Raw genomic sequence first — 13,625 nt, forward strand, 5'->3', positions numbered from 1 at the left:
GCACACGATGTTGTGCAGGTGAGAACCTGCGTTCAGGTTCGAGTCGAGCGAAGCGAGACAACAGCGCATCGCGCTGGCCCGAAGGGCGAGGCCACAGGCCGAGTCATCCTGCACGACCCACCACCGCTAAATGTGTCACCTTCCCCATTTATTCACACTGATGCTTCATACGCACACGATGTTGTGCAGGTGAGAACCTGCATTCAGGTTCGAGTCGAGCGAAGCGAGACAACAGCGCAACGCGCTGGCCCGAAGGGCGAGGCCACAGGCCGAGTCATCCTGCACGACCCACCACCGCTAAATGTGTCACCTTCCCCATTTATTCACACTGATGCTTCATACGCACACGATGTTGTGCAGGTGAGAACCTGCGTTCAGGTTCGAGTCGAGCGAAGTTGTGTGATTTTACTCCCTGCGTTTCTCCCGGCTTCTATACCCCTCAACATCCTCTGTCTCCCGACTAAAAGTCATCCCCACAACCAACCAATATTCCCCTTTACTCATTCAAAGGCGCTCCCCCTGGTAAAGCCTGCGCGGATCATCAGGCAAAATTTCTGATAAGGAGCGTCAAATGTATTGGTTTTTTTATTCCGCCCCCAAAAGATGACACTAGGTGGCGTAATAAAACCTATTCCTAATTAAGGGTAAGACGATGATAGCGAAAGCCAATAAATTTTTTACCGGTTTAACCAATCATCAGGACGGCGGCAAACTGTTGTTGCGTTTGACCGTCAGCATTCTGCTGCTATTCCACGGTGTTGCCAAAATCCAAAATGGCGTAGGTTGGATCTCAGGTATGCTGGCACAGCATGGTTTGCCAGGCTTTATTGCCTACGGCGCCTATATCGGCGAAGTACTGGCTCCTATCCTGATTATTCTCGGCATATTGACCCGCCTTTCTGCCGCCGTGGTTGCATTTAACCTGTTGGTTGCAACAGTGCTGGTCACGCTGGGTAAATTGTTCATCGTCACCAATGTGGGGCGTGGGGATTAGAAGGGGAAGCGTTTTATTTCCTGTGCAGCGTGGTCATCATGCTGCTGGGCAGCGACCGCTACTCCGTGGTTTCCAATGAAGACTACCGTCAATTGACCCACATCTCTAAAAAAACGCCCTGACGGGCGTTTTTATACTCAAATTTCCCAGTCATAGTTATAACGCTTCGGCTTGAACTGTACGACATCTCCACGGTGTAAATCGGTCAACACCGCGTCATCATGCGCCACTTCCGCTTCAATCAGTTCATTGTTGCCATCTACCTTCAGAACCAGACGCGTCAACGCCCCCAGCGGGCGAATATCTTTCACCACCACCGGTTGGAAATCAGTCTGCGTCTGTTTTGACAACGCCACTTCATGCGGACGGAACTGAATCACCTTGTCATGACCTGCGAGCTTCAACCGGTTGCTGTCCCCGAGGAAATTATAAACAAACTCGGTCGCCGGACGGTTATACACCTCATCAGGCGTGCCAATCTGTTCAATGACGCCTTTGTTCATCAATACGATACGGTCAGCCACTTCCATCGCTTCTTCCTGGTCATGGGTCACAAATACCGATGTCAGGTTGATGTCTTCATGCAGGCGCGATAACCAACGGCGCAGTTCCTTTCGTACTTTTGCATCAAGCGCCCCGAATGGTTCATCCAGCAGCAAAATGCGCGGCTCCACAATCAACGCCCGGGCCAGTGCAATGCGCTGACGCTGCCCACCGGATAACTGTTCCGGGTAGCGATCCGCCAGCCACTCGAGTTGCACCATATTGAGCAGTTCGCGAACTTTGGTGTCGATATCACGCTTTGATGGACGTATCGCCTTCGGCTTCATACGCAAACCAAACGCCACATTGTCAAACACCGTCATATGACGAAACAGCGCATAATGCTGAAAGACGAAACCGACATTACGGTCACGGACATCGTGCCCCGATACGTCTTCACCGTGGAACACAATATTGCCGCTGTCCGGCGTTTCAAGACCAGCAATAATACGCAGTAACGTCGTTTTACCGCAGCCCGATGGCCCTAATAACGCCACCAGCTCGCCACTCTGAATCGACAGGTTGATCTGATTAAGGGCCCGGAACTGACCGAACTGCTTGTTAACGTTGTGAACTTCAATGCTCATTACCGGCCAGCTCCTGTTGTTTCTCTTGTTGTTTCGACAAATGCGCTTCACTCCACTGACGCAGCAACAGCACCACCAGCGACATCGCCAGCAGCAAAATCGCCACGCTGAATGCAGCAACAATGTTGTACTCGTTATAAAGAATCTCGATATGCAACGGCAAAGTGTTGGTCAGGCCGCGAATATGGCCTGATACCACGGAAACCGCACCAAACTCTCCCATGGCTCGGGCAGTACACAGCACCACACCGTAAATCAGCGCCCATTTCACATTCGGCAACGTGATATGCCAAAACATCTGCCAGCCATTGGCACCCAGCAGTCTGGCCGCTTCCTCTTCCTGACTCCCCTGCTGCTCCATCAATGGGATCAATTCACGCGCCACATACGGCAGGGTGACGAACATCGTGGCCAGTACAATACCGGGAACGGCATACACAACTTCCAGATTATGCTCCGTCAGGAATGGATATAGCTTGCTCTGTGCACCAAACAGCAACACATACATCAGGCCAGTTACGACCGGCGATACCGAAAAGGGCAAATCCAGCAACGCCAGCAACAGCGCTTTCCCCCGGAACGCAAACTTCGTCACACACCAGGCGATAGCCAACCCAAAGACCATGTTTAGTGGTACCGAAATCACTGTCGCCAGCAGGGTCAGCTTAAGCGCAGAAACCGCATCCGGCTCGGTAATCGCATTCCAGAACGCACTGATACCGTTATGCAGCCCTTGAGTAATCACCATCACCAGCGGCAAGACCAGAATCAGAACAAATACCAACCAGGCCAGCGTCGTCAGCACATAAAACGTTGTCGGACGCTTAGCGGTGGACGGGCGCTCCGCCACAGGCGCAGAAATACTGTGATCCATGCTCATCCTTTATACTTCTATAACGAGGGTTGAATGCGCCGCTGCAACAGGTTAATCAGCAACAGCATGATAAAAGAGACCACCAGCATGAACACGCCGATACCGGTCGCGCCTTTGTAGTCGTACTGGTCCAGTTTAGAGACGATCAATAACGGCAGAATTTCTGTCTTAAACGGAATATTCCCGGCAATAAACACCACCGATCCGTACTCCCCCACACCCCGTGCGAATGCCAGCGCAAAACCCGTCAGCCAGGCAGGTAAAATGGCCGGTACCAGAACATGACGGAAGGTCTGCCACGGGTTTGCCCCCAGGCAGGCAGAGGCTTCTTCCACTTCTTTGGGGATATCCGCCAGTACCGGCTGTAAGGTACGCACCACAAACGGCAAGGTGACGAAGATCAGCGCCAGCGTAATACCAATGCCCGTATAAGCAATCCGAAACGGAAATAGCGAACCGATAAGACCATGTGGGGCATACAGTGACGTCAGTGCAATCCCGGCGACAGCAGTAGGTAAGGCAAACGGCATATCGATCATCGCGTCGATAATTTTCCGGCCAGGAAAGGTATAACGCACCAGCACCCAGGCCAGCAGCGTACCCAGAATACCGTTGATGAAGGCCGCCATCAGCGCAGAACCGAAGGATAAGCGCAAAGAAAAAAGAACCTGACGGCTGGTGATAAGCTCCCAAAACTGGGTAAGCGTCAACTGACTGGCATACAAGAACATGGCGGCCAACGGGATCAGGACAAGCAGCCCCAGATAGGTAAGGCTAAAGCCCAGAGTCAGACCAAAACCGGGAATTACCGGTGAAATACGTCGCGACATAACAAGCCTTTCAATGAAAAAACACGGATTGCCGACTCAGACAACCAACATGTCAAAACCGCCCCGATGGAGGCGGTTTTGACGGTCAGGATACCGTTTATTTATTAATCTGTTTGAAGATGGCATCAAACACGCCACCATCATCGAAGAACTTGGGCTGCGCATTTTTCCAGCCGCCAAATTCATCGTCGATCGTCACCAGCTTCACGGGGGCAAACTGGGACGTAAACTCCTCGGCAATTTTCGCATTGCGTGGGCGGTAAAAATTCTGCGCGATGATACGCTGCCCTTCGTCGCTGTAGAGGTAGTTCAGGTAGGCTTCTGCCTGTTTGCGCGTTCCTTTGCGATCTACCACTTTATCGACTACTGCCACCGGCGGCTCCGCCAGAATAGACAGGGACGGCGTGACGATTTCCAGTTGGTCGCCACCCTGCTCTTTAAGCGACAAATACGCCTCATTTTCCCAGGCAATCAGCACATCGCCCAACTGGCGCTGCACAAAGCTGATGGTCGCGCCACGCGCACCGGTATCCAGCACCGGCGCATGCTTATAGAGTTCGGTCACGAATTTTTGCGCGCTTTCATCGGTTCCACCCGGCAAGTGTTTGGCATAGGCCCAGGCCGCCAAAAAGTTCCAGCGGGCACCACCAGAGGTTTTCGGGTTCGGCGTGATCACCTGCACATCCGGCTTAATCAGGTCATCCCAGTCTTTGATATGTTTCGGGTTACCTTTGCGCACTAAAAAAACAATGGTCGAGGTATAAGGCGTGCTGTTATCCGGCAAACGCGCCTGCCATTTCGGGTCAATCAATGGCTGATTCAGATTGAGCGCATCAATGTCACCGGCCAGCGCCAGCGTCACAACATCCGCCTGCAAGCCGTCAATAACCGAGCGCGCCTGCTTACCTGAACCGCCGTGGGAATTTTTCACGGTAATCGTTTCACCGGTAGTCTCTTTCCAGTGTTTGATAAATGCTGCGTTATATTGCTGATAAAACTCACGGGTCGGGTCATAAGACACATTCAACAATTCCGTAGCAGCCGACGCTACCCCCGACAATAACAACGCGGCAGTAGCCAGCGACCATCCCAAACGACGCATTGACATTATGATGATTCCCCTCAAAGTCTGCCCGTTGCTTGCGCGAGCGATCAAAAAAGCCCAGAGACCCATTGGCGGTTATCCTGCTACCGGCACAACGGCCAGACCGCACCACGGCGGCCAGTGTTATCTATGAGAGGGACAATAGAGGATAAGGCGGAGGGGAAAAAATACTGTTTCGAGATAATTTATGCTCTCGGGTTATATTATTGAGGGCTTAACAGCGCTTTTGAATCTAAGGTAAGCGACAGGCCTGTAGCCTGCCACCTGTCATCGCTCGTGATGGTATGCGAGGGTACAGCTTACTGCTCTTCATCCAGTTGCAGCGCAATATACAACAATAGCCGATCGTCAAAGTTACCCAAATCCAACCCGGTCAGTTCAGATATCCGATTGAGGCGGTACTCCAACGTATTGCGATGTACAAATAACGCCTTGGCCGTTGCCCCCGGCTGTACGTTGTTGCGAAACCAGGCGTTCAGCGTGCGGCGCAGCAAACCATTACTGTCCATCGCCTTGAGCCTGGCTAAAGGCCGAACCAGTTCGTTGGCCTGCCAACCGCCACGCAGGCTATCAAGTAGCACTGGCAGCATCAGATCCTGATAGAAGTAACTGCGCTGGGTCGGCATCCTTTGTTTGCCGACGCTCATGGTGGTACGGGCGGTTCGATAAGAACGGGCAATACTGCCGGGGCCAGTAAAATAGTTACCCAACGCCACCCGTACCCGTAACCGGCTGCTTTCTTCCATACGCGACAACAACGTATCGACGCGACGTCGATGATCTTCAGCATCCCAGCGACCGTGGTTGCTGAGCGCTGGCTTCAGCACCACCATTTCCGTCAGTGAGACTATCGCGATCAGATTATTGCGCTCTGGCGTCGTCAGCAGTGTCTGCAATTGTTGTAACTCCGCCATGGCGCTGTCCACCCCTAACTGACCACTATCTACCTCAACCACGGCCGCCACACGCGGCTGATTCAGGTCGATACCAAGACGTTGCGCCCATTCCATCAACGCAGGCGAGAGGTCATCTGTACGGATCAGGTTCAGTACCAGTTCTTCCCGTAAGCGGCTATCCTGCGCCAGCATGTGCAGCAATCGCGCCTGCTCCAGCATCATCTCGGCCGTCATGCACACCAGTTCGCCGTAATGGCGTAACTGCCCGGGGTTACCCGTCAGACCAATTACACCGACGATTTCGCCGTCGATTTTTAGCGGCAGGTTGATACCGGGCCGGACGCCATGCAAATGACGCGCGACGGCGTCATCAATATCCACCACCCGTCCTTGCGACAGCACCAATAACGCGCCTTCATGCAATTCTCCAATACGCTCGCGATCACCACTGCCAATAATTCGCCCACGCGCATCCATCACATTGATATTACTATCAATGATTTTCATGGTGCGTGCGACAATCTCCTGTGCCAGTTTGTCATTCAGGTGGTATGACGCCATATCAACCTCAAGGGATAGAGACAACCGCACCAGCATAACGCTGGATATGGCGTCAGACATTGTGCAAATGAACAAAAACCGGGGGATCACACAGGAACTGTGGAATAACTCACAAAACAAGCGAAAAAAACATGACCGGGCGGTGATCATCCGGTCATGTTTCTGGTCAGGCTATTGAATTAAAGCATTAATGAACCAACAGATTATTGAATCAACAAATACAGGTCACTGCCACCGCGGCGAATATTCAGCGCCAGCACCGGCGGCTTGCTGTCGATAATCTTGCGCAATTCACCGATATTTTCGACCGGTTGCTGGTTCACACCGAGGATCACGTCATCAGGTTTCAGGCCAATCTTCGCTGCGGCGGAATTCGGTTTCACCTTCTCGACTTTCACGCCTTTCTGCCCGTCCACCTGCGTATTACTCAACTCGGCCCCTTCAATCGCGGAGTTCAGATTACCGGATTCGACCTGCGACTGCGTGCTCTGCTGCAGCGTAACGTCTACCGAGAGCGGCTTCCCATCACGAATCAGCCCCAGCGTCAGTTTGCTGCCTACCGGCAGTGAACCAATCTGGGCACGCAGCGCGGAGAAGCTACTGATAGTCTTCCCGTTCATCGACACGACCACATCCCCGGCTTTAATCCCAGCCTTGGCAGCGGCGGAATTCGGCTGCACCTGGCTGACGAAGGCCCCACGCTGGGCATCCACCTTCATGGCTTTGGCGATATCGGAATTGAGTTCGGTACCTAAAATGCCCAGTTCACCACGTTTCACTTCACCGTATTCGACGATCTGACTAACCAGGTTCTTCACAATATTACTGGGGATAGCAAAACCGATACCGATATTGCCACCACCCGGTGCGAGGATAGCCGTATTCAGGCCTATCAACTCCCCATTGAGGTTGACCAGCGCACCACCGGAGTTACCCCGGTTGATAGCCGCGTCGGTCTGGATAAAGTCTTCATAGTTTTCAATGTTCAGGCCACTGCGCCCCAACGCGGAAATGATCCCAGATGTCGCGGTTTCCCCCAAACCGTACGGATTACCGATAGCAACCGCATAATCCCCCACACGCAGTTGATCAGAATCCGCCATCTTAATCTCCGTCAGGTTGCGGAAATCTTTCAACTGAATCAGCGCTACATCCGAGCGAGGATCCTTACCAATCACTTTCGCGTCGTATTTACGACCGTCATTGAGGCGAACCTGAATTTTATCGGCGTTTTCCACCACGTGGTTATTGGTGACGACATAGCCTTTGGCCGCGTTGATAATAACCCCCGCCCCTAATGCCTGGAACTCCTGCTGCCGTGGTGCATTGTCTGCGCTACCATCGTCGTCATCGCTGCCCTGACACATCGGCGAGGACTGGAACGGTGATCCCTCCTGACAGAAAGGCGAATTATCACCGAAGAAGGGCTGCATTTGCGACGGGACCTGGGCACCCTGGCTGGCCGTGGTATGCCCTTGCACAGAGATATTCACCACCGAAGGCATCACTTTCGACAACATGGGGGCCAGACTCGGCAACTGGGCGCTGGACGATGACACCGACTCAGCGGCAGTAGCAGTGGCTGGCAGCGTCCCCACCGCTATCGCCAGACTCAGCGCTAACGCGCTCAACATCAATGATTTTTGTTTCATAGCGATATGTCTCACAATTCAGTCAACGAGAGAACTCTGACAGCCATTCACAGCGGTCAGGAGCAGTGAGTCCACTATGCGCAGCAGCGCCTGTTCTGTGCAAGACGGTGAAGGGTAAGGAAATATTGTCCATATTTACAAAACTCCGACCGTCTTCACCTGTGTCAATCCACCGCCATCAAGCGACGATATTCATCGTAAGCGTACAAATCGGTCATCCCGCTGATGTAATCGAGAATCAGCCGGGCGCGGTAGTAATACTCCCACACCTCTTGCTCTTTATCAGATAGCGCCGCCAGAGGACGGGTCGCCTCACGGTAGGCATGACAATGCTTGCTGGAGAGCTTGTGGTATAACCGGGTTTCGATGGGATAACGCTTGTGAGTATCGTCCGCAACTAACTGGCAGAAATCGCGGTACGGCATGTTCAGCAGCGGGCTATAAATCTCCAGCAAGCCACTGATGATGCGATCGCCCTGTAGTTCAAGTTGCTCGACCTCGTGATGATTAAACACGAACTTTCTGGCGACATCTTTAAAGATCTTTAATAATCGCCCGTAGTCGTCCTTCTCTTCTTCCAGCAACGAATGGTTGAAACTCCCCTCATAAATCGCTGGCAGATTGTCGATAAAACGCCGCGTGGCATAACGCACCATCGTATTCACGGTGTTGACCCGCAACTTCATGAAAAATTGGTCACTCTCACTACGCCCCGGCAAGTGTTGCCGCTCTTCATAGGCTAAATCGACAGTGCGGCTAAAGACGTCTTTCTCCGCCCGTTCTCCCCAGGCCTCTTCCAGACGGTGATAAAGCTGCTGATAGGTGATGATTTTCTTTTCTACCGCATCTTCCAGATCAGCAATGCAGTAAGAAATGTCATCCGCCGCCTCCATGATGTAGGTCAGCGGGTGACGGTGAAACTCCGCCATATTCAGTTCACTGCGTAACTGCTGCACGAACGCCTCTTCCGACAGGTAAAACCCGACCTTTTTCATCAGGTAGCTGTACGCAGGCGGTGTTGACTGCGCCCAGTAAGCCGGTTTGGTGTACTTCAAAATACAACCGATCTGCGCATAGGTGAGATTGAGCTTCAACAGTGAATGCACTAGCCGGATCGCCTGGGCATTGCCTTCAAAGTTACTGAGATCATGGCGGATACGGTCACGCAGTGCGTTCAGTTCTGCACTATCTTGTTCATCGAATCTCAGACAAGACACCAGACAGGGATCAGGCCGCGAGTCTTGCGGTTTTTCTCCCGGTAATAAGCGTTGCCGGAACCAGTTATTGATCGCCGCCTCGCCGAAATGCCCAAACGGTGGATTGCCGATGTCATGCATCAGACACGCCATTTCCACCAGACTCTCGAACGGTGTTTCCAGTGGCTCCAACCCCAGCACATCCAGTTGCCCGCTTTTACGCAACTGCCGGAAAATCTCTTTGGCGATATAGCGCCCGACCTGTTGCACTTCCATGGAATGGGTCAGCCGGGAACGCACCGCCGCGTTACGCTCCAGCGGAAATACCTGCGTTTTTTGCTGGAGCCGACGAATAGCCGCAGAGTTAATGATCCGCCCGCGATCGCTCTCAAACTCCTGCACAATGGCATATTCGTCCTTTTTGTCTCTTTTCCTGCCAAAGCGTCGCTGGAAACTGAGTTTGGTTGAGAAATCGATAGCAGACATACTGTTCTCCATGTAATGCCCTGATCAGAGGGGCCTGCAAACACGCAGCGTATAACTGACGTGCGTTGGTACGGGTATCACTTCAGTGATAGCACGTCCCCGGGCAGGTGTACAATCGCTGCCCGCCTTAAGCCGTGATAGACTAAACTTTTGTGACTTTTGACAAATTGGTGGGGAACCCTATGAAAGTTGGCATTATCGGCGCAATGGAACAAGAAGTAACCCTGTTAAGAGAGCAGATCCAAAACCGCCAGACCTTCCAACGCGCGGGCTGTGAAATTTACAGCGGCCAGTTACACGGAGTGGAGGTGGCCTTGCTGAAATCCGGTATCGGTAAAGTATCCGCCGCGCTGGGCACCACGCTGCTGCTGGAACACTGCCAGCCGGATGTGGTGATTAATACCGGTTCCGCCGGTGGTCTGGCGTCATCACTCAAGGTGGGGGATATCGTGGTTTCCGACGAAGTGCGTTATCACGACGCTGACGTCACCGCGTTTGGTTACGAACCCGGCCAGATGGCGGGTTGCCCGGCCGCGTTTACCGCCGATGAAAAGCTGATCACGCTGGCACAGGGAGCCATCAGCCAGTTACAGTTGAACGCCGTACGCGGGCTGGTCGTCAGCGGTGATGCCTTTATCAACGGTAAAGCACCGCTGGAACGTATCCGTCACACGTTCCCACAGGCTATCGCAGTAGAAATGGAAGCCACGGCCATCGGCCATGTTTGCCATCAGTTTGGCGTACCTTTTGTGGTGGTACGAGCCATTTCCGATGTTGCCGATCAGGAATCACACCTCAGTTTCGACGAGTTTTTGGTCACCGCCGCTCAGCAGTCAACCAAAATGGTGGAAACCATGCTGCAGGCACTGGCGCAAAGCCATTAATTGCTGCCTCCGGGGCTACCCACGCCCCGGTTCGTTTATCTTCGAGACCCGCGCCGTGACATCCTTTTATTCTCTCATACGGTATTCTCGCATCCTGTGGCCGTTGCTCCTGTTATGGCTGTTACCCTGTCGGGCTGAGCCGATAGCGCAGCGTGTTGTTAGTCTGGCACCGCATGCTACCGAAATGGCGTTTGCCGCCGGGCTTGGCGAACAACTGGTCGGCGTCAGCGCCTGGTCAAATTATCCGCCAGAGGCTAAACACATCGAACAGGTCGCCAACTGGCAGGGCATCAATCTGGAGCGGATTCTGGCATTAAAGCCGGACTTGGTACTGGCATGGCGGGAAGGCAACGCCCAGCGCCCCCTGGAGCAACTGGCATCATTCGGCATCCACATTTTGTACCTTGACCCCGCCACACTCGATGACATTCCGCGCCAGTTAGACATGCTGGCGCAATACAGCCCGCATCCGAACCAGGCGCATGAAGCTGCCCAACGGTTTCGGCAGCAGCAACAATCACTGGCACAGCAGTATAGCCACCGTACGCCGGTACAGGTGTTTTTGCAGTTTGGCAGTCAACCGCTGTTTACGTCATCGCAGGCAACGCTACAAAGCCAGGTTATTAGCCTGTGTGGTGGCAGTAATATATTTGCCGACAGCCCGGTACCCTGGCCACAGGTCAGCCGCGAACAGGTGATTCGACGTCAGCCTCAGGTCGTCGTTATCAGCGGCCCACCCGGTGCGGTAGAGCAGGTCAAAGCCTTCTGGCAACCGCAGCTAAGCCCTGACGTCATCGCAGTTAATGAGGACTGGTTTAGTCGCACAGGCCCACGACTGATGTTGGCAGCAGAACAGCTGTGCCAACAATTCGCCGCCCGGCAAGGCTGACGACCATCCCACCCGCTGGAGTACCGACATAAAAAAACCCGTGAGCCAGTCTGGCCACGGGTTTTTCTGATATTCCCGTCATACTTCAGGTTGCAGGACAACTCGAATTACTTGGGGTAGAGGCGAGCTATTGTCAGATACTGAAAGAGGAACCGCATCCACAGGTGGTTTTAGCGTTCGGGTTCGTTACCACAAAACGCGAACCTTCCAGCCCTTCGGTGTAATCCACTGAGCCGCCAATCAGGTATTGCAGACTCATCGGGTCGACCACCAGGGAGACCCCTTGTTTCTCAATGGTCATATCACCGTCGTTAACCTTATCATCGAAGGTGAAACCATACTGGAAGCCGCTACAGCCACCGCCAGTGATGTAAACCCGAAGTTTCAGTTCCGGATTTTCTTCATCGGCAATCAGGAGTTTCACCTTATTAGCTGCCGCATCGGTAAACTGCAGGGGCAGTGCTACATCATCGCTCATTTTTTTACTCCCAATCAATACCGGGCGGAACTCAACAGCCCTCATTATGGTTTTATTATCCAACAGCACCCGACAACGTTCAAGATTTGATACCAGCACCGGTTTCGGCCGTTAGTGCTTCTTGCTGCGCCTGACGCTCCAGTGTACGGGCAAGAATACTCGAGTAAAGCGGCTTACCACCAAGGAACTGTGCCACCAGCGTCGCGCCAAGGCACGTAATGATCATCGGCAAAATCAGCTGATAGTTGTCCGTCATCTCCAGAACCAGCACGATACCGGTCAGCGGCGCGCGAACCGATGACGCGAACAACGCCCCCATCCCGGCGACGGCAAAGGTTCCAGCACCGAGTCCCCAGTCGGGGAAAATATGTGCGCATACCATACCAAACGCGGCACCCAACAACGTACCCAGCGACAGCATGGGAGCAAAAATCCCCCCCGGCGCGCCGGAACTAAAGCAGAGCAAGGTCATTCCGACCCGAGCCAGAAAAATCACCAGCAGCATCCCTACCCCATAGTGCTCCGCCGCTGCGATCGGGATCAGCGTAAAACCACCGCCCGTCGCATCGCTGAATGCCAGCGTCAACAGCCCCGATACTCCGCCCACCACCAGCCCGGTGAGCAAAAATCGTGGCAGCGAATGGCCGTGAAAGCGCAAAAAACGCGCCTGCGCCCCCAACACCAGCGCATTGAATAACACCCCGACAGCACCAAACAGAATGCCAAGCAGCAAATATAACCCCAGTGTTCCCACTGGGGCGGACGGCAGTTGGCCCACATTGATCACCGCGTGATCGCCTTCCAGTACCCGATAGACAATACTGGACATAATAACGCCGATAAATACCGCTTTGATGGAAATCAGGTTGTAGCGAAACTGCGGGCGCATCTCTTCAATAATGAACAAGATCCCAGCCAGTGGTGCATTGAACGCGGCGGACAAACCGGCCGCCGCACCGGTCGCCAGCAGTGAATGCCGGACATCCCCTTTACGCGCCGGGAGCAACGCCGCCACCATACCGCCAATGTTTCCGCCCAGTTGTACCGTCGGACCTTCACGCCCCAGCACCATACCGGCTCCCAGCGTTCCAATTCCGCCGACGAATTTCACCGGCAGCACCCGCCACCAGCGTACCGGGCGCAAATCTTCTAGCGCCCCCTCGATTTCAGGGATACCGGAACCACCGGCTTCCGGCGCAAAGCGACGCACCAGCCCGTAACCCGCCGCTGCCAGCAGAGCGGATATCAGGATACTCAGCGGCCACACCCAGACACTGCCAGACAAAGACGACAGCGAGGACAACCGCCAGTGCTGTACGGCATTGACCGCCTGATTGAACCCCACCCCGACCAGTCCAACCAGCGTGCCGGTCAACGCCGCCATCACTAAGATGGTGACAGGGGTTTTATCACGGCGAACAAGTTGTCTGATAGCTGCGCGACGTACCGCCGCAGGCAAAGAAAAAGAAGAAAGCATGACAGCAAATCAACGTTAACATAGCGGACAAGAGCCTCATTCTAGTCATGTAACGACGTACTTGCCCAGCAGGAATACTGATGGCGTAAAGCTAAAGTGTGTCCGACGATTTCACAACGCGAAACAGACGATTAGAATGGGCGTCACTCGCTATGCAAATCCAATCAGGAAGC

11 protein-coding genes, 2 other RNA genes and 1 pseudogene are annotated in these 13,625 nt (G+C 53.6%); 5 read left to right on the plus strand and 9 right to left on the minus strand.

Annotation, left to right across the window (positions count from 1 at the left end; translation table 11 throughout):
- The 3 genes and pseudogenes from FAZ14_RS04495 to FAZ14_RS04505 all read left to right on the plus strand — a co-directional run bounded on the left by FAZ14_RS04495 (nucleotide 1) and on the right by FAZ14_RS04505 (nucleotide 1,116).
- Nucleotides 1–123: non-coding RNA, RtT sRNA (locus FAZ14_RS04495), on the plus strand.
- A 46-nt stretch (nucleotides 124–169) separates the two neighbouring features.
- A non-coding RNA gene (locus FAZ14_RS04500) (RtT sRNA) lies at nucleotides 170–294 on the plus strand.
- Nucleotides 295–652: 358 nt separating this feature from the next.
- A pseudogene (locus tag FAZ14_RS04505) lies at nucleotides 653–1,116 on the plus strand (DoxX family protein).
- Nucleotides 1,117–1,131: 15 nt separating this feature from the next.
- Here FAZ14_RS04505 and FAZ14_RS04510 read toward each other — a convergent pair.
- The 7 genes from FAZ14_RS04510 to dgt all read right to left on the minus strand — a co-directional run bounded on the left by FAZ14_RS04510 (nucleotide 1,132) and on the right by dgt (nucleotide 9,724).
- Complete coding sequence (locus tag FAZ14_RS04510; RefSeq protein WP_016941786.1) at nucleotides 1,132–2,124, minus strand: sulfate/molybdate ABC transporter ATP-binding protein; 993 nt, start codon at nucleotides 2,122–2,124, stop codon at nucleotides 1,132–1,134.
- Nucleotides 2,114–2,998, minus strand: a complete 885-nt coding sequence (gene cysW, locus FAZ14_RS04515; RefSeq protein WP_080647368.1) for a sulfate ABC transporter permease subunit CysW — start codon at nucleotides 2,996–2,998, stop codon at nucleotides 2,114–2,116. Before cysW ends, FAZ14_RS04510 begins: the two co-directional genes overlap by 11 nt.
- Nucleotides 2,999–3,015: 17 nt before the next feature.
- The gene (gene cysT, locus FAZ14_RS04520; protein WP_016941784.1) at nucleotides 3,016–3,828 is read right to left on the minus strand and encodes a sulfate ABC transporter permease subunit CysT; all 813 of its coding nucleotides are present in this window, start codon (nucleotides 3,826–3,828) and stop codon (nucleotides 3,016–3,018) included.
- 97 nt (nucleotides 3,829–3,925) lie between these two features.
- Entirely contained in the window at nucleotides 3,926–4,936 is a 1,011-nt protein-coding gene (locus tag FAZ14_RS04525; protein ID WP_026358122.1) for a sulfate ABC transporter substrate-binding protein, read from the minus strand.
- 296 nt (nucleotides 4,937–5,232) lie between these two features.
- Entirely contained in the window at nucleotides 5,233–6,390 is a 1,158-nt protein-coding gene (locus FAZ14_RS04530; protein WP_016941782.1) for a CdaR family transcriptional regulator, read from the minus strand.
- Between the two features lie 203 nt (nucleotides 6,391–6,593).
- The gene (degP, locus tag FAZ14_RS04535) at nucleotides 6,594–8,042 is read right to left on the minus strand and encodes a serine endoprotease DegP (protein WP_016941781.1); all 1,449 of its coding nucleotides are present in this window, start codon (nucleotides 8,040–8,042) and stop codon (nucleotides 6,594–6,596) included.
- 164 nt (nucleotides 8,043–8,206) lie between these two features.
- A complete protein-coding gene (dgt, locus tag FAZ14_RS04540) occupies nucleotides 8,207–9,724 on the minus strand; it encodes a dGTPase (protein ID WP_153508103.1) in 1,518 nt (505 codons plus the stop codon).
- Nucleotides 9,725–9,906: 182 nt separating this feature from the next.
- On the opposite strand from dgt, the gene mtnN reads away from it, so the two are divergent.
- Nucleotides 9,907–10,608 carry a 5'-methylthioadenosine/S-adenosylhomocysteine nucleosidase gene (gene mtnN / locus FAZ14_RS04545; RefSeq protein ID WP_038926526.1) on the plus strand — a complete coding sequence of 234 codons (702 nt, stop codon included), beginning with the start codon at nucleotides 9,907–9,909 and terminating at the stop codon, nucleotides 10,606–10,608.
- Between the two features lie 55 nt (nucleotides 10,609–10,663).
- Nucleotides 10,664–11,497 carry a vitamin B12 ABC transporter substrate-binding protein BtuF gene (btuF, locus tag FAZ14_RS04550; protein ID WP_153508104.1) on the plus strand — a complete coding sequence of 278 codons (834 nt, stop codon included), beginning with the start codon at nucleotides 10,664–10,666 and terminating at the stop codon, nucleotides 11,495–11,497.
- Nucleotides 11,498–11,630: 133 nt separating this feature from the next.
- On the opposite strand, the gene erpA is transcribed toward btuF, so the two are convergent.
- Together erpA and clcA are read right to left on the minus strand one after the other, a co-directional pair.
- The gene (gene erpA, locus FAZ14_RS04555; RefSeq protein WP_012885775.1) at nucleotides 11,631–11,975 is read right to left on the minus strand and encodes an iron-sulfur cluster insertion protein ErpA; all 345 of its coding nucleotides are present in this window, start codon (nucleotides 11,973–11,975) and stop codon (nucleotides 11,631–11,633) included.
- A 79-nt stretch (nucleotides 11,976–12,054) separates the two neighbouring features.
- A complete protein-coding gene (gene clcA, locus FAZ14_RS04560; RefSeq protein WP_153508105.1) occupies nucleotides 12,055–13,452 on the minus strand; it encodes a H(+)/Cl(-) exchange transporter ClcA in 1,398 nt (465 codons plus the stop codon).
- Nucleotides 13,453–13,625 lie beyond the last annotated feature (173 nt).

The sequence above is a fragment of the Dickeya oryzae genome (assembly GCF_009372235.1).
Taxonomy (GTDB): domain Bacteria; phylum Pseudomonadota; class Gammaproteobacteria; order Enterobacterales; family Enterobacteriaceae; genus Dickeya; species Dickeya oryzae.

Bases quoted from the DNA above. Each gene is read 5' to 3' on its own strand.
- FAZ14_RS04530 (WP_016941782.1), bottom strand. From the start codon at position 6,390: ATGGCGTCATACCACCTGAATGACAAACTGGCACAGGAGATTGTCGCA.
- clcA (WP_153508105.1), bottom strand. From the start codon at position 13,452: ATGCTTTCTTCTTTTTCTTTGCCTGCGGCGGTACGTCGCGCAGCTATC.
- FAZ14_RS04510 (WP_016941786.1), bottom strand. From the start codon at position 2,124: ATGAGCATTGAAGTTCACAACGTTAACAAGCAGTTCGGTCAGTTCCGG.
- cysW (WP_080647368.1), bottom strand. From the start codon at position 2,998: ATGGATCACAGTATTTCTGCGCCTGTGGCGGAGCGCCCGTCCACCGCT.
- mtnN (WP_038926526.1), top strand. From the start codon at position 9,907: ATGAAAGTTGGCATTATCGGCGCAATGGAACAAGAAGTAACCCTGTTA.
- FAZ14_RS04525 (WP_026358122.1), bottom strand. From the start codon at position 4,936: ATGTCAATGCGTCGTTTGGGATGGTCGCTGGCTACTGCCGCGTTGTTA.
- dgt (WP_153508103.1), bottom strand. From the start codon at position 9,724: ATGTCTGCTATCGATTTCTCAACCAAACTCAGTTTCCAGCGACGCTTT.
- degP (WP_016941781.1), bottom strand. From the start codon at position 8,042: ATGAAACAAAAATCATTGATGTTGAGCGCGTTAGCGCTGAGTCTGGCG.
- cysT (WP_016941784.1), bottom strand. From the start codon at position 3,828: ATGTCGCGACGTATTTCACCGGTAATTCCCGGTTTTGGTCTGACTCTG.
- erpA (WP_012885775.1), bottom strand. From the start codon at position 11,975: ATGAGCGATGATGTAGCACTGCCCCTGCAGTTTACCGATGCGGCAGCT.